14 protein-coding genes are annotated in these 15229 nt (G+C 49.8%); 1 reads left to right on the forward strand and 13 read right to left on the reverse strand.

The window, feature by feature from the left end; all coding sequences use genetic code 11:
• Positions 1-139 precede the first annotated feature (139 nt).
• The 5 genes from CHI14_RS06925 to CHI14_RS06945 form a co-directional block, all read right to left on the reverse strand.
• Positions 140-775 (reverse strand): winged helix-turn-helix domain-containing protein, encoded by a 636-nt coding sequence (locus CHI14_RS06925; RefSeq protein ID WP_095287648.1) that lies wholly within the window; start codon positions 773-775, stop codon positions 140-142.
• A 108-nt stretch (positions 776-883) separates the two neighbouring features.
• Positions 884-2161 carry an MFS transporter gene (locus tag CHI14_RS06930; RefSeq protein WP_095287649.1) on the reverse strand — a complete coding sequence of 426 codons (1278 nt, stop codon included), beginning with the start codon at positions 2159-2161 and terminating at the stop codon, positions 884-886.
• A gap of 173 nt (positions 2162-2334) precedes the next feature.
• Entirely contained in the window at positions 2335-3339 is a 1005-nt protein-coding gene (locus CHI14_RS06935; RefSeq protein ID WP_095287650.1) for a Gfo/Idh/MocA family protein, read from the reverse strand.
• 2 nt (positions 3340-3341) lie between these two features.
• Positions 3342-3716 carry a replication termination protein gene (locus CHI14_RS06940; RefSeq protein ID WP_095287651.1) on the reverse strand — a complete coding sequence of 125 codons (375 nt, stop codon included), beginning with the start codon at positions 3714-3716 and terminating at the stop codon, positions 3342-3344.
• Positions 3717-4022: 306 nt separating this feature from the next.
• The gene (locus CHI14_RS06945; protein ID WP_095287652.1) at positions 4023-5171 is read right to left on the reverse strand and encodes an acyltransferase; all 1149 of its coding nucleotides are present in this window, start codon (positions 5169-5171) and stop codon (positions 4023-4025) included.
• A 63-nt stretch (positions 5172-5234) separates the two neighbouring features.
• On the opposite strand from CHI14_RS06945, the gene CHI14_RS06950 reads away from it, so the two are divergent.
• Complete coding sequence (locus tag CHI14_RS06950; RefSeq protein WP_095287653.1) at positions 5235-5639, forward strand: YidH family protein; 405 nt, start codon at positions 5235-5237, stop codon at positions 5637-5639.
• 190 nt (positions 5640-5829) lie between these two features.
• Here the strand turns inward: CHI14_RS06950 and CHI14_RS06955 are convergent, their stop codons facing one another.
• The 8 genes from CHI14_RS06955 to CHI14_RS06990 all read right to left on the reverse strand — a co-directional run bounded on the left by CHI14_RS06955 (position 5830) and on the right by CHI14_RS06990 (position 15223).
• Positions 5830-6432: a general stress protein gene (locus tag CHI14_RS06955; RefSeq protein WP_095287654.1), complete on the reverse strand. Its 603-nt coding sequence runs from the start codon at positions 6430-6432 to the stop codon at positions 5830-5832.
• A 231-nt stretch (positions 6433-6663) separates the two neighbouring features.
• Positions 6664-9183, reverse strand: coding sequence for an ATP-dependent helicase HrpB (gene hrpB, locus CHI14_RS06960; RefSeq protein WP_095287655.1), 2520 nt, complete (start codon positions 9181-9183; stop codon positions 6664-6666).
• 113 nt (positions 9184-9296) lie between these two features.
• Positions 9297-10103 carry an SDR family oxidoreductase gene (locus CHI14_RS06965; RefSeq protein WP_095287656.1) on the reverse strand — a complete coding sequence of 269 codons (807 nt, stop codon included), beginning with the start codon at positions 10101-10103 and terminating at the stop codon, positions 9297-9299.
• Positions 10104-10312: 209 nt separating this feature from the next.
• On the reverse strand, positions 10313-11143 hold the full coding sequence (locus tag CHI14_RS06970; RefSeq protein ID WP_249281039.1) for a protein phosphatase 2C domain-containing protein: 831 nt from the start codon (positions 11141-11143) through the stop codon (positions 10313-10315).
• Between the two features lie 20 nt (positions 11144-11163).
• A complete protein-coding gene (locus tag CHI14_RS06975; RefSeq protein ID WP_095287658.1) occupies positions 11164-11916 on the reverse strand; it encodes a vWA domain-containing protein in 753 nt (250 codons plus the stop codon).
• A gap of 33 nt (positions 11917-11949) precedes the next feature.
• The gene (locus tag CHI14_RS06980; protein WP_095287659.1) at positions 11950-14043 is read right to left on the reverse strand and encodes a protein kinase family protein; all 2094 of its coding nucleotides are present in this window, start codon (positions 14041-14043) and stop codon (positions 11950-11952) included.
• Positions 14044-14199: 156 nt separating this feature from the next.
• Positions 14200-14475 (reverse strand): WXG100 family type VII secretion target, encoded by a 276-nt coding sequence (locus CHI14_RS06985; RefSeq protein WP_017689071.1) that lies wholly within the window; start codon positions 14473-14475, stop codon positions 14200-14202.
• Between the two features lie 199 nt (positions 14476-14674).
• Positions 14675-15223 (reverse strand): WXG100 family type VII secretion target, encoded by a 549-nt coding sequence (locus CHI14_RS06990; protein WP_095287660.1) that lies wholly within the window; start codon positions 15221-15223, stop codon positions 14675-14677.
• Positions 15224-15229: the final 6 nt, after the last annotated feature.

A 15229-nucleotide genomic window follows, 5' to 3' on the forward strand; every position in this document is an offset into this window, starting at 1 on the left:
AATGATAATGATTGCCGACCTCTCTACATGTATACAAGGTATGGTTGAGCAGTCACCCTTGGTCCTCATCACACATCAAAAAGCCGCCTTCAGGCGGCCTTTTCTTTGTTGTCGCATCGGTCTCCCTAGATTATATTTCCTATGCATCGTCATTCGGATCAGAACCCTGATCTCCCGGCTGATGCGGTGGGACTTTACGTTTCTGAGATTCAGTCGGTTCATCCACATGTTGGGACAACGTGGTAAACAGCTGAAAAACCTCCTGATCTTCCTTCTGTTCATTCCGCTTCGTATAAGGCTCACACATTTTCGTGATATCCCTGTACAGCTTCTCTACTTCCTCACGGCTCGCATATAACGTCATGTCCGAGATTTGTCCAAACATGTTCTCACCATGCTCCGCCTGTTTCATAAACATCTGGCGGCTCTGTTCATACATTTCATTTAACAGTTTAAGCGTCTCTGAACGAAAAACCTGCTTCAGCGGCGAGTGGTCCTCATCTTCATGACGAAGATGAATTTCTCCCTGAAAGGGTTCGTAGTATTTGGCAATGATTCCATTAATCTCTCGTGTGGATACGATGGTGAGCAAACCGATCTTCTCCAGCTTTTTCACGTGATAATGTACTTTCGCGGGCACTTCTCCCAGCTTATCGGCTATTTCTTTTACGGTAGAGGGTCTTCCCTGTTTATTAAACATATTCAGGATCTGGATCCGATACGGGTCGGAGTAGATCTTGATCTCCTCGATCGTTGACAGTACTTTCTGCTGCATACCTGTATCCTCATTTCCGGGGTACCTGTTGTCCTTATATATGCATATTATACCGTTCAGTCCTGTCCCCGGTCAAAACAGGTCTTACAGAAAGATACAGGAATTAGGCTATAAACTACGCCGGAATGTTTTGCTGAGCAGGAGCGATATCGCTGACATGGCAAGCAAAATGCCAAAAGCAATAAATAACACAGGCGTGGACAGCACTTCTGCTGCAGCACCCGCAACCAGACTTCCAAGCGGTACAGCACTTACACAGAGCATACTTTGTAGTGCAGACACCCTGCCGAGCATACCGGCTGGCGTCACCTCCAATAGATATGAGGCAAGAGGTGTTGTAGCTAATGGTATGCCGAGCCCCATCATCAGGCAAAACATAGCTGCAAGCGGTAGTTGATAAGTTGACATATACGCAGGAAGCGCGGTCATGGCATAACTAAGACCCAGCATGATGATTCCACTAATAATCAATACACTCTTCCGATAGCTGCTGCCTCTGTGAGTCATCCACAATCCACTCAGTACCATTCCTCCCACCATTAACCCGCTAAGCAAACTTAACCCCCCTGCTCCAGCATGCAGAATATCGATAACATATGGAGTTCGGAGAACATTGAAGGGCATCAGGCAGAAGTTAACGAAGGCAAATAAAATGGAGGTAATCAGCAGCAGGGCGTGTTTGCGCATGAAATGAAAGGCTTCGACCATTTCCGAAAGCAAACTTCTGGGAGTATCTGTGGAAGATAACTTCTCCGCGGATACTTCTTCCGTGCTTGGATCGGATGGATAGACAACCCGGCTCATTAGCACAGCACTTAATGCAAATAGGCCAGCGTCCATCAAAATCGTCCACGTTATTCCGACAGTTGCAATAAGCGCACCTGCTAGGGCAAGCCCGCCAAGTTCAGCCAGTCGAGTAGCCGACGACGACATAGCATTGCCGGAAAGCAGCATCGATTGCGGCAGCAATCGCGGTACACTGGACATTTCGGCAGGTGATGAGAAGCATTCAAGCAACGAATTCAGAATCGTTACGACGAACAAATGCCATACTTGGAGTTCTCCCAAACCAAATAACAGAGCAGTTATACCAACAAGCAGTCCCCGGCCCGAATTCGTCAGAACGATGACCTTCTTGGGAGACATGCGATCCACGACCGCTCCTGCAAAAAGGCCGAGCAGAATATTCGGCAGAAAGTTGACTGCGAGCAGCGTACCCATCAATAGTTTGGAACCTGTCAACATGTACACCATCCAGCTATATGCAATGGAGTCAATGGAATCACCAAACCTCGCTACCATCTTCCCCAGCATAAACTGCATATAAGGTTTGACTTGTATTAGCTCACCAATCCCTTGCTTATTTACCGCTGTGCCTTCGCTCATTATCCATTCCGCCCTTCAACGTTAAAATAATTTTAATGTTAATATTATTTTAACGGAGAATTTCTGGAAATCAACCCCTTCGTGAAAATTTTTTTAACGTTTCGTCGATTGAGTTTACACTAAAAAACTCCATCCTGAAGGATGGAGTCTGGTTTGCTCATTTTATTATTTTTTTAAATCAATGAAACGCGCTGCCGTGTTCTTGCCGATTGCAAACAGGCATCAATCACCCTCATATTCGCTATCGTATTATCCGGAGTAAACGGCAGTGGTGTTCCATCCAGCACAGCGGCAGCAAAGGTTTCCGCCTGCAGAACATAAGAATTGGATACGGATACCCGTTCTTCCCGACTGACCGAATCCGTGTGAACGATAATTTGCGGTGGGATATCACTATTCTCCCAGCCGAAGACTTTTGGCAATTCAATTCGTCCGTCTGTCCCAAGGATTTCCATCTCGGCCCTCCCGGAAGCCCACATGCCGCAATCAAACGTTAACGCAACGGATCCCGGAAATTCTACAAGCCCCGAAGCCATCATATCCACTCCATCATGTTCATCGGAGAATAAAGCATGTACCGTAACCGCTTCGGGTTCCTGGCCCAGGTACATCCGTGCTGCCGAAATGGGATATACACCAAGGTCAAAGAGCGAGCCTCCGCCCATTTCCCGTTTGAACCTTACATTATCCTTATCATCCGCCGTATTACAGGTGAAGTTGCCATGGATGGCACGAACGGCACCAATCTCTCCACTCGCGATAATCTCCTGGACACGCCGATGCTTGGGATGATAACGATACATGATTGCCTCTGCGAAGAGAACGCCGTGCTCCTTGCATACCTGAATCATTTCGGCAGACTCGTCCGCATTCAGTGCAGCTGGCTTCTCGCATAATACATGCTTTCCCGCCTGAGCGGCTTTTATCGTCCATTCCTTGTGCATATGGTTAGGCAACGGAATATATACGGCTTCAATATCAGGATCTGCAATGAGCTCTTCGTAACTTCCATAGCATCTAGCAATGTCCAATTCTTCGGCGAGCGCTTCAGCCTTCTCCTTGCTTCGACTCGCGATAGCAAGCACTTCTCCCCGTTCGGATTGCTGGATTGCCGGAATTACCGCATTCTTGGCAATGGTGGAAGTACCGAGTACTCCCCACTGTAGCTGCTTATTCATGCTCATCTTCCTTTCGTCCCGTAATTGTCCTCTTCTGCCTTGTGCAGCATGCCTAGACAACGGTCTAGGTCAGCCTTGACCTGCTTTTTGTACAATTCGGCTTTTTCCGCTCCATCATCCGTAAAGTGATATAAAACGATTTCCTGAAAATCCACTTTGGGATCACTGCCCTTCAACTTCTTCGTCCGATAAAATACACCCTGCTGTACCAGTTCATGCAATGCCCGATATACCTCACTCTGAGGCGGTACATAGCCGTAATCTTTAAATTCCTGCTTCATGGCCTCCAGCATTTCGTAACCATATCCTCTGTGCTGTTCAACCATGGTAATGAGATACAGCTTGATAAATGCCCGCTGGGCGATCATAAAAGCCATGCTTGTTCCCCCTATCCTCTACCGCTCTACTTCATATTATAAAACTTGTGTTCGGTTTCTGCCATCATTCTCCGTTTTTCCCGGTTAAGCAGCAGGTGAGAACAAAGCAGGAGGGATACGCAGAATAGTGTGGCAAAACGGAGTTAGGGTTTTTTATTGTGAATTTTTCATATAATGAGTTTTTGATACAAGAACCAAAAAAAGCTTCAGTTCGACAAAAGCGAACGCTGACTTCCATCCACAACCGTGATCGCTACCATCATGAATGATTCACTTCTATTGTGAATTTTTCATCTGTTGCCTCTTTCACTTTCTGAAATTGGCCTTCGGCACAGTACCTACGATCCATTTTCCCCAGCCTACACGCGAAATGCACCAAGTGATCACACAGGATAGAGCTAAAGCAAGTACCCACGTCAGAATCATTCGTACAGTCGGATTTAGGCCCCATGCAACGTAAAAGTATTCGTCCGGAATGTAACTGTACCGCAGCATGAGCATATGCATGAGATAACCCCCATAAGAAACGCTGCCGATCCATCCAAGCCAGCCCACGGCCAGGTGATTATGAAGTTTGCCTGCGAGCTGATACATGACCATGATCGACGCGATTAGATAGAGAGCCATATCCGGCCTGATCAAGCTAACGGTGTAAAATGTGATCTGAATGCCTTCCGGCTTTTGAAATTCCAGCATTAATAGATATGTAAACCGAAGACCCATGATTATAAACACGATCCAATATACCCAGCGCAGCCGATGAATCCACATATTCCAGCTTTGAACAGATAATCCGGCAGACGCACCGAGCACAAAATAAAAAAAGAAATACAGGAAATTGCGGTCGGCATAGGTTGTGAATACATCGGTCAGTACAGGAATATTAAGTCGCTCCATGACTCGTGCAATATTCCCCAATTGATCGGCTAACACAAGGTATAAGGCTCCCGTAACCAGGACAGCAATCAGGCGTCCCCGTGAATCGTAGCGGTTATATACATATCGTACGGCCTTTAGAAACAAGGGGAAAAGCAAATAAAATTGAATTAGCATGATAATGTACCAAAAATGAGATGTCGTCTTGCCAGTGAGCAACTTCAATCCAAGTTCAGGGAGATCCTGCCGACCAATGCCGGCCCACCCCTGTGGTGTTAAGGTGAAATACACGAGAGACCACACGACATATGGTGCGATGACATCCGTTATTCGTTTCTGCATGAAACGGCCGTATTTCAGCTGCTCTCCTGTGTTATAAAACAAAACCATGCCCGTGATGAAAATAAATAAAGGGACGGCGAATTTGGAAGCCATCAGAAGGATTGCAAGCAGAACCCCATCTTCCAGGCCAGCTTCCGGGACCAGAGAGAAATGGGCAATGGAATGCTGGAGTACAACGGCTGCAAAGGCAATCCCCCTTAAACTTTCAATTTCAGCAATTCTTTCTTTTTGTGGCATAGCGTTCAGCCGCCTTTCTTGGTTTTACAGTGAAAAATAAGTACAATGATATTCGTATAGAAGATGAACGGAGGGATTCCTATCGCTGATTCCGAACTAGATACCCCCACAATTGACTCCAAATATGTACAGCAGCATATGGCCAATGAACGAACGTTTCTGGCCTGGGTTCGTACGGGAATAGCCATGGCCGGGATCGGATTCCTGGCTGCAGGATTGGGGTTCAATTCTTCCTCTTATGACCAGATTGCACACATTGCCGCCATCATAACCGGAGTGATCTCCCTCGTCAGCGGCATTGCCATCATTCTGTGTTCTGCTGCTTCGTATCACCGCAAACGCAGGCAAATTAACCAGCAAACATTTCAAGCCTCGACCCGATTGATTCGCTTCCTGACGCTTACACTGTTGGTCATTGGCCTGGCACTTGCTGTTCTGCTCTATGTATTGTTATTCCCTGCTTCTTAGACTTGCCTCTACACACCATCAACACTCATCATCATTCCAGGATGTAATTACAGGGACAAAAGCCGGCTTCCCCGAAGGAAACCGGCTTTTGAGCGCCTGACGGCTCATTTGGACCAAATGATGATTTATATGTGTTACTCCTGTTTAGCCTTGGATACAAATTCAGTGTTCTAGCCTGAATAATCCAAGCTTACAGGAACGTGTTGTTTCCAAATCGTGCGGCTTTATCCTGAGCTTCCAGTCTCCGCTCTTCCATGTCGAGATCGGTTTGCTCTGCTGGCACATCCGTACCACGAGCTGCGTATCGGTCACGATTCAGATAGCTGGTATTGCTGAATACATCATAGACATCCGAATCGCGATCAGTGGAGTCAACCAGAAGGAGGATTTTTCCGTTTTGTACATATTCCTCATACTGTCTGGCATCCTCTTCGGGAATACCCAATCCCACAAGTCCACCGACCAAACCGCCGGCACCAGCACCTACTGCCGCTCCCGTAAACGCTGCTGCAATCGGACCCGCTGCCAAGATCGGACCTATACCTGGAATGGCCAGAGCCCCGATACCAGCCAACAGCCCGGCTACGCCACCTAATACGCCACCTGTGGCTGCACCTGCTGCCACACCTTCCGGCGCCTTGGTTCCCGTCTCTTCCCGGATGGCCTTCAACTCGTCCCGATCCTGCGTCACTACCGAAATTTCGTCTGAACTGAATCCTTGCGCTTTCAAGCCCTCTATGGCTTGAGATGCCTCACGCTCTGTATCAAAAACACCTACAATTTTCTTCTGCATAGTGAATTCCTCCTAATCATTTAAGAGTTCGCTTCGCTATGTTATTACCCGTACATTTTTCTTTCAAACGGTTCCAGCCATTAAATCGTGCGCAAATACGAATAATTCAGCTTTATTCGCAGATATAACATAAGCTTTTTAAGTCATTCTCATCAATGGCTCTCACTGAAAAGCCAGATCGATATCCAAGCTTATATATATGCATGGTGAGCGAAAAAAACATCATGCTCTCTAGCTGCGCGGCTTCGCCCGATTGGTCGCTATTGCCTCCAACGGATTGTCTGGCCAGTAATGCTTTGGATATCGGCCTTTCAGGTCTTTTTTCACCTCGAAATACGTCTCTCGCCAAAAGTTCGCCAAATCCCGGGTCACCTGAACAGGCCGGTGCGCAGGAGACAGCAGATGCAGGGTTAACGGCACCCGACCTCCAGCAATACGCGGTGTATCCTGCTGTCCGAACATCTCCTGAAGCCGTACCGCCAGTGTAGGATCTTCAGGTCGGCTATAATCAACCGGAATGCGAGATCCGCTGGGAACCTGAACATGAGTTGGCGCTTCCCGGTCCAACTGCTGCCGTTGTTCCCAGCTCAATCCACTAAGCAACACGTCCTGCATGGACAGTTTCTTCAGATCCGAAGCTGAACGCATTCCTGCCAGAAAAGGACTGAGTTGATCTTCGAGTTCCGCGGATACATGATCCGCAGCGAGATCCGGCCAACCCGGCAGATGACGATGCAGAAATCGCAATCTGTCCGCCAGCTGCCTGGACGATTTGGTCCAGGGAAGACAATCCTGACCTTCTGTCCGGATTCCGGTTAGGAGTGCCTCCAGCACCTGATCTTCCGGAGGCTGGGCGATAGTGCTCTCCTTCATCAGGATTGCTCCAATTCGCAGCTTTCGATGAGCCCGCACACTTCGTGTACTGCGATCCCATGCAATCTGCACATCCTCTTCTATGAGCTCAGCACCATAGTCCAACAAAAGCTGCTCACCCAGCGGCGCAGCCAGCAGGATGCGTGCATCTGCGCCCTGGTCGTCCGCCTCGGCAGCGACCAGATAGGCTGAACGGCTCAGCGACTCCGCCTGGCTGAGCCGTACCCCGCGTCCGCTGCTCAGCAGGTAGCGGCCATCCTCCCGGCGCTGTCCGATCCGGTCCGGATAGGCGAAGGACAGCAGCAGCCCGCAGCTGTCCTCGTCCAGCCGTTCCGTATCCTCCGGCGCCGGGCCGAGAGCCGTGCGCAGCTGTCGGCTCTCCTGAAGGATGCGCCGTACGGCAGCGATGTCTGCGACCCCCGCTGCCGCTTGCGGCGTACCGCTGCTGTCCGCCATCAGCAGCGCTTCCACGCGCGGGCGCAGGTCCGTGCCCGCGCGTGCACTGCCACTGCTGCGGAGGCCGGCAGGCTCCTGCAGCAGTGCCGCCAGCATGCTGGCGTAGCTGGCCAGCCCAAGCTCCGCCGCGCGGAGCAGCATGCTGGCCAGTCGCGGATGCACGCCAAACGCGTTCATCCGCCGCCCGAAGGGCGTGATGCGGCCTGCGTCATCCAGGCCGCCCAGCTGGCGCAGCAGCGCCTGTGCCTGGCTGTAGGCCGCGGCAGGCGGGATGTCCAGCCACTGCAGTTCTGCAGGGGACTGGACACCCCAGGCGGCAAGCTCCAGCGCCAGCGGTGCGAGGTCCGCGGAGGCAATCTCCGGTCTGGCTGCCTCCGGCAGACCATCATGAACCTCTTCACTCCACAATCTATAGCACACCCCTGGTGCAATTCGCCCTGCACGACCCCGCCGCTGATCGGCTGAAGCCTTGGACACCGGCTGGGTAACAAGCCGACTCATGCCTGTGCGCGGAGAAAATACGGATGCACGACTCAGTCCGGCATCGACAACCACTCTGACACCCGGAAGCGTAAGGCTTGATTCCGCAATGGAGGTGGAGAGTACGACCTTACGATTTCCTTCCACTGCCGGGCGCACAGCCTCATCCTGACGTTCAATCGGCATGCTGCCATACAGGGAATGCACCTCGACATGAGAAGAAAGATTAAGCTTCGACAGTTCTCGTTCTGTCCGGTGAATCTCTCTGGCTCCTGGAAGAAAGACCAGTACGTCCCCTTCCTGCTCCGCTAGAGCTTGTACAACCACATGAGCTGTGAACTCCTCCAGCACAGCAGAAGCGGGTTTTGATACATAACGGGTTTCCACTGGAAACGTGCGTCCCGGACAATCAATCGCGCGGGTCTCTTCGCCAAGCAATGTACAGATTGGGTCAGGGTCCAGTGTTGCCGACATAATAAGCACCTTCAGATCCGGACGCAGCATCGCCCGTGACTCCTGAGCCAAGGCCAGGCCAAGATCACCGTGCAGATGACGCTCGTGAAACTCATCAAAGATAATCATCGCTGTATCTTCAAGCCCCTGATCCTGCTGAAGCATGCGTGTAAGTACCCCTTCTGTGACAACTTCGATCCGCGTTGCCTGACTGACCCGGGTGTCCATGCGGACACGGTACCCTACCGTCTGACCCACGTTTTCATTCAGCGCTGCGGCCATCCGCGCCGCGGCTGAGCGCGCCGCAAGTCTGCGGGGCTCCAGCATCATGATTTTACGCCCGTTTAGCCATGGTTCCTCTAATAAGGATAGAGGTACTACGGTTGTTTTACCTGCCCCTGGCTCTGCAATGAGCACACCCGTATCCTGCTCTCGAAATAGCTGTTTCAGCTCAGGTAAAACCTGTTGTATCGGTAATTCTATATTCATATTATCGCTCCTAATTCATAAGGCCCATGCAATATATAATCAATCCAAAGTGAATGTTAGCATTATAACAAAAAAAGCCGTTCCAGAGGAACGACTACTTTGGATCAAGCGTATTAACGCAGCAACGATTCGGCGCCATCAATGACAATCTCTGCACCCGTAATGTGTTTGGATTCAGACGATGCCAGGAAGGCGACAAGATTGGCCACATGCTCCGGCTGACCAGGGCCATCTGCGAGCGGCTGCTCCCCTTCCGGGAACTCCATTGGAATAACGATTTGGTGCAATTCATCCGTTTTTACCGTGCTCTGATCAATATTGGTTGCGATGGCTCCCGGACATATAACATTAACCCGGATTTTGAACCTGGCCAATTCCAGCGCAGCCATCTTCGAAAAGGCAACCTGTCCCGCTTTCGATGTACTGTATGCCGACATCCCAAAGCTGGTGAACCGTTGGTTACCATTAATGGAACTCGTAATAACAATGCTTCCCCCGCCGCGTTTCTTCAGATGTGGGAGAGCGTACTTGATTGTAAAGAAGGTGCCATCCAGATTGGTTGTAATGATCCGCTGCCAATCCTCCACCTGAATTTCCTCAATTGGAGCCGAGACACCGTTAATGCCTGCATTGGCAAACACAATGTCCAATCCGCCGAACAACTCCACCGTTTCCAGCACCGCTTTTTCCACTCGGGCCGGATCGGAGATATCCACATCGAATGCACGTGCAGCACCTGGATGTACGGCATTAATTTCGGCTTCCGTCTGAGAGATCCGATCATTCACCAGATCAAACAATGCAACGTGAGCACCTTCATTCGCCAATTTTAATGCAGTTGCCTTACCAATGCCGGAACCGGCTCCAGTAATGATAGCTATTTTGTTTGCAAACCGAGACTTGTCGTTATGTTGTGTCATGCTCCATTCCACTCCTTCTCAGCAATTATGTAAGAATGTACATCCAAGACTTGTGTATCAGCATGATGCAGCATGCTAACTAAGTAGATTCTTCACAAGATTACCCAAAAAGAGCGCCTTTTAAATCAATAACGACAAGTTTTTTCTCAGCTGATTTTTACCGCTAATTAAACATACTCAAGACGAATGACTTTTCGAAAGTAGTACTTCTACCATTCCAGCTCAATGAAAGCGGCATCATCTTCAAGCCCCCCGGTGTGTGCAGCATCCAGCAGTACCTGAATGTGTTCATCCGGGATATATGCCTGTATGGCATCCAGATCATTCAAACCATCTGTGTACAGCTGCAGACGAATCGGTTCATTAGATAGCTTCGCCTCATAAATATGAGGCTTGCCTCCAACTGGCCCTTCCAGGGTTGACCAGCGTTCATTCGTCCGACAGTGGTTCTGAAAAGCTCCGGATTGTTCCTGACCATTGCGCCATAGACGTATGCGTGAATCACCTTGCCAAGCCATCCAGATACGACTTTTCCCCATACCGCGAGACAGCTCAATTCGACCACACACATACATCGCCTGGCTGCCTCTGCTTCGCTTCTCCATTAACACTTCGCGTAAAAGCAGGGGCGAGTTGTCCAGTGGCTGAATTTTCTTCAGCTGCTCCGATGCGGGAACGGTCAGTTCCTGAAGCAGATGCTCCACCGCTTCTACCGTAGGATTAGAGGTTGTTTCCAACCACTCGAGGAGCGCATTGCCCAGAAAACGCGCGGCAAAATCACCAAGGTAACTCATGCCTACGCCATCACACATGACGAACGTACATACATTTCCGTCCATGCGAACGGCAGCAAAGTCTTGACCCGAATCCCCCTGATGAACCGTCTCTGCAGCTCTTCCATAGCCATAGCGACACTTAAAAGCACCCTGATAACGAGTAAGCGGCTGTTCTCCGGTCTGTGCGCTAACATAACGAAAGATTCCACGACGCTGCTTTCCTTGGCTTCCTTTCTCACCAGCAGGCAATGCTGCCAATCGCATCGTTTTCAAATAATCCCCTCCTATCTCACAGGCGTAGCAGCAGACATCTGAAACCCGATGGACACCAGTTCTGCACATGTGCCTGGCAGCATCATCAATGCACCGGGTGCGAGCAAATAGTCCGCCTCGACAAGCATTTCACGGTAACTTTCAGGCAGAACCGAAGACATATTGCGCAGCTTCTCTCCATGCTCATCCTTAAGAACGGTTTCCGGTGATATCCCCTTCCATCTTCTCGGTTCAGGAATAGGACCTTCCAATAGGTGATCGGATATGAAGATATTTTCAACGAGAACATTGCCATCAGGCACACTCATGCCCATAATCCGTTTGGCAATGGGTTCCGGATCTTCGCCCGTAGCCACGCCATCCGTCATATGACAGACCAGCGGCGCGGGACAATCCTGCATGTTCGGTATTTCAGCCTGCAGAATCTTCTCTGCCTGCAGAAAAGCTTTGGCCGAATCCGAGAAACGTTTAGGTGTCAGGTCCGGCAACGAACCAACCGCTGCAATTTCGTCGATTCCCTTGATTCCATTCAACAAGTCGTAGACGTCATCACTGTATGCAAGGATGGCAATCCGATAGCGAGGTGTCAATCGATTTCCTTTGGTTGAGCGAAACACCATCTGGCGTATGGCCAGGGCCAAGGCATCATAGACGACATCAATCCGTCTGCGGTTTTCCAGAACCATATTCATGGAGGCACTGATATCAATGAGATAAATAATAAGTGCGGGTGTGCGCTGGGATGCTTGTATTGTATAGTTCATCTGGGCCTGAGCCACCTCCGTCGTTCACATAATTTACAAGTTGGGAAGATTATAGTTGTTATTGCTCAAAAATTTATTAATTGCACTCATTCGCGCTGCGACTTTGCCTACCCCTTTGAAGTATGAGGCATCCGTGTTATACAAATTTTTAAAATCACGGGCATAAGACAATGCGTTTTCGGTCTTGTTACCTATTTGCGCATTATACGCCTTGTTATAGTGAGCAATCAGCGTAACTACGTTCTGTGCACGTTTTTTCTTGAGTGCAGCCTTGCGAGCAGCTTCCTCGGCTGCTTTTTGCGCTTCCAGTTTGCGCTGAGCTTCAGCCGCTGCCTTGCGCTCCGCTTCCTGCTTCGCTACTTGAGCATCATGCTCTTTCTTCCAGACCAGGTAAGCTTCATACTTCGCCTGCTTGTCATACTTCTCCTGCAGCGCCTTCTTGGCTGCTTCTTTCTTCTGCTGTTCCTGTTTTGCGAGATAAGCCTCATATTTTGCCTGTTTATCGTATTTTGCCTGAAGAGCTTTCCGTTCTTCTTCCTTTTTCTGTGCTTCAGCCAGTTTTTGCTTTTCCTCGGCTTCAAGCTTCGCCGCTTCGGCCTCCTGCTTCTTTTTCTCTTCTTCCTTTTGCTTCAGCGCAGCAGCTTTTGCAGCTTCTGCTTCTTCGGCAGCCTTGATCTCCGCCAGTCTTGCTGCTTCTTGTTCCTCCTGCTGCTTGACTTCGGCCTGATCAGCCAAAATTTTGACAGTCGGCACGGTACCGGCCAGCAATACAATAAGGACAGCGGAAGAGATCATGAACTTTTTGGATCTGTAAAAAGGAACGCGGACAGGCTGTGCGGCTTCTTCCTTGGGATTCAGTTTCGCATCCAGCCCGTTGATGGCAGCCTCAACTTCCATCTGCATCGCACTGTTTGCCGGAATGAAATGATACAGCGAACGGTATACTTCCAGGGCTGCTGCAGGCTTATCTTCATCCTCAAGAGCTCGGGCCTGCAGGAAGAGTCTGTTTACCACAGCTTCCTGTCCAGGAGCCACTTCAGGTATCGACGTGGACGAATGATGTCCATTAGCTGACTTCGAATCTGCTACGCCAGTATCCGGTGCACTTGCGACTTTCTGGCTCGCCGCTTCTACATTTGTCGCATCTTCTGCTTGGTCCTCAGGTTCCTTCACTCCGGCCGCTTCCGCCTGACTGGCATTAGCTGATGCCAAGGCAACAAACCATTCACCAAATGTTGGGCAGCTGCTCAAATCGTGACTCTCCCAGGCACGGATGAACAGATCGGATATTTTGGAACCCCATCGTTTCTGGAGTGAATCCCGCATAGCAAAATAGCGTTCACTCACCGTTTGCATTTCATGCTGGTCAAAATAACTTTCTCCCCATGCTTTCTCCACAATGGTCGAATCAGACCAGCTCAGCATCTCGGCGATAATAACTGCACCAGCAAAACGATCGGCATATGAGCTCCACAAACCACTGTGTACTGCCCGGTGAGCTGCATAACCAGGTGAACCGGCAAGCAGAGCATCTGGACGATCCATTTTGGAACCGTACATCTGCTCTACATCGACAAGTTCAACCGCGGATGGGGCTCCCAGGTTTTCCACTTCGGAAAAAAACGGAATCATCACATTGGGTGCGGACAAATCACAATGAGCAAGTCCTCGTTGCTCCATGGCCGAACCAGTCCCTGCTAGTGCTCTAGCCAACTTCAGACTTTCTTCTGCAGTCAGCTGTTTCTGATCACTGATCACGTCAAACCAGGTCAGACCCTGCACCCACGGCATCATAACCGCGTATAACAAATCGGGATGTTCACCAATGAGCGCTCCGTTTCTTTCCGGAGTGAGCACATCACGCTTGCATACCTGCAAACCTGGCAGTTCACTATAAGGCTCCATATGCTCAGACTGATAGACCATAGCCGGGATACGGAATTTAGGGAAAAATACTTTTAGTGCTTTGGCCCCACTTATTGAACCATTTCGGGGTATTAACTGGTAAACGATCCCTTGCCTTCCGGCTTGGGCATATGCCAGACCGGGCGCAACCGGGTGCTGCCCAATGGTATAGGCAATGTCATTGATCACCACTTCATCCCCGGGATTCGGTTGAAAAGACATGCTCATCCCTCTCTCTGTCATTCTGTCATAGTGCAGCAAAAACCGGGAGTCGTAAAACGCCCGGTTTTTGCTGTAGTTATACATCTTCAGCTTGCTGCCTGCGTACGATCCAGTGCCGGGTCAGACATGACATCGGCCTGATCTATGTAAAGCAGTTTAGCGAGCTTGGTCAGCTGTACGGAATTTGTTGGCAATAGCCGTCAGTTCCGCGCTGATGCTGTTCAGCGTTTGAACGAATGATTGCATTTGTTTGCTTGCTTCCTGGAACTCCTGGAAGAAGCGTTGTTTCGTCATACCTTCCCATTGGCCTTCCATGCTGGTGATGGATTGAGTCAATGTAGAAACGATTTGCTGACTTTGCTCACCGCTTTGTTTGAATTGGTTGGAAACCTGATCAAGTTGTTCTGGGGTAACTAAAATGCGTCCTGCCATGTGTAATTTCCTCCTTGGTTTGTGCAATTAAATTTTTTGCTTGTTCAAATTGTACTATACCAGGATCGATCGAACAAAAGCCGAAGGACCTAATCCTATTTACCCCATTTTTGGTGATTGAAACTTCCCCTAACAGACTATTTACATAAAATAATTCACTTTCTGCTGTCCTTATTTCGTACTTCTGTAAACTGCCTAATCAGGATACCACAGGTTCGGTTCCTCTTCTCCCCCGAAAGGTGGGATCTGTGAATCTCCACGCTACAGGTTCAGGCTGCATCGCCTGGATCAATGTAGCCGGAGAACCGTCGGGCGGCGCAGCATCCTGCACCCGGTATACTGCCGCCACCGCGGAAAGGGGATCGGATACTACAGCAGCAGCTGCGGCGTGTGTAGGCATGATTTCCCCTACACGATTGTTTTCTAGAACGTTAAGCATATTGACCGCATTGCCATAGGCTGTGTTCACATGACTCAGCACTGTACGATACTCCATGTCTGCCTGCTGGAATAACAAGGCCTTGCGTCCCAATTGCACGCTTAAGTCCATAAAACGACGCACCGCATCTTCGCCAAGTCGCTTGCTGTGACTCCATTCACTCATCACCGCAGCCCGGGCCTCAATATCCCACTCCAGCGAATGAATTGCCTGTTCCAACACTGTCATCTTTTGCTGTATTTGCTCCGCCGCATACTGAATCTGCCTGCTCAGTGCCCGAAGCACATCCGGTTCCACACGAATGCGCATTTACCA

Origin of the sequence: Paenibacillus sp. 7516 (genome assembly GCF_002272715.1) — a bacterium.
Taxonomy (GTDB): domain Bacteria; phylum Bacillota; class Bacilli; order Paenibacillales; family Paenibacillaceae; genus Paenibacillus; species Paenibacillus illinoisensis_A.

What these genes read in the sequence shown, in the direction of transcription:
- CHI14_RS06925 (WP_095287648.1), bottom strand. Translation starts at nt 775, where the DNA reads ATGCAGCAGAAAGTACTGTCAACGATCGAGGAGATCAAGATCTACTCC.
- CHI14_RS06930 (WP_095287649.1), bottom strand. Translation starts at nt 2,161, where the DNA reads ATGAGCGAAGGCACAGCGGTAAATAAGCAAGGGATTGGTGAGCTAATA.
- CHI14_RS06935 (WP_095287650.1), bottom strand. Translation starts at nt 3,339, where the DNA reads ATGAATAAGCAGCTACAGTGGGGAGTACTCGGTACTTCCACCATTGCC.
- CHI14_RS06940 (WP_095287651.1), bottom strand. Translation starts at nt 3,716, where the DNA reads ATGGCTTTTATGATCGCCCAGCGGGCATTTATCAAGCTGTATCTCATT.
- CHI14_RS06945 (WP_095287652.1), bottom strand. Translation starts at nt 5,171, where the DNA reads ATGCCACAAAAAGAAAGAATTGCTGAAATTGAAAGTTTAAGGGGGATT.
- CHI14_RS06950 (WP_095287653.1), top strand. Translation starts at nt 5,235, where the DNA reads ATGAACGGAGGGATTCCTATCGCTGATTCCGAACTAGATACCCCCACA.
- CHI14_RS06955 (WP_095287654.1), bottom strand. Translation starts at nt 6,432, where the DNA reads ATGCAGAAGAAAATTGTAGGTGTTTTTGATACAGAGCGTGAGGCATCT.
- hrpB (WP_095287655.1), bottom strand. Translation starts at nt 9,183, where the DNA reads ATGAATATAGAATTACCGATACAACAGGTTTTACCTGAGCTGAAACAG.
- CHI14_RS06965 (WP_095287656.1), bottom strand. Translation starts at nt 10,103, where the DNA reads ATGACACAACATAACGACAAGTCTCGGTTTGCAAACAAAATAGCTATC.
- CHI14_RS06970 (WP_249281039.1), bottom strand. Translation starts at nt 11,143, where the DNA reads ATGCGATTGGCAGCATTGCCTGCTGGTGAGAAAGGAAGCCAAGGAAAG.
- CHI14_RS06975 (WP_095287658.1), bottom strand. Translation starts at nt 11,916, where the DNA reads ATGAACTATACAATACAAGCATCCCAGCGCACACCCGCACTTATTATT.
- CHI14_RS06980 (WP_095287659.1), bottom strand. Translation starts at nt 14,043, where the DNA reads ATGTCTTTTCAACCGAATCCCGGGGATGAAGTGGTGATCAATGACATT.
- CHI14_RS06985 (WP_017689071.1), bottom strand. Translation starts at nt 14,475, where the DNA reads ATGGCAGGACGCATTTTAGTTACCCCAGAACAACTTGATCAGGTTTCC.
- CHI14_RS06990 (WP_095287660.1), bottom strand. Translation starts at nt 15,223, where the DNA reads ATGCGCATTCGTGTGGAACCGGATGTGCTTCGGGCACTGAGCAGGCAG.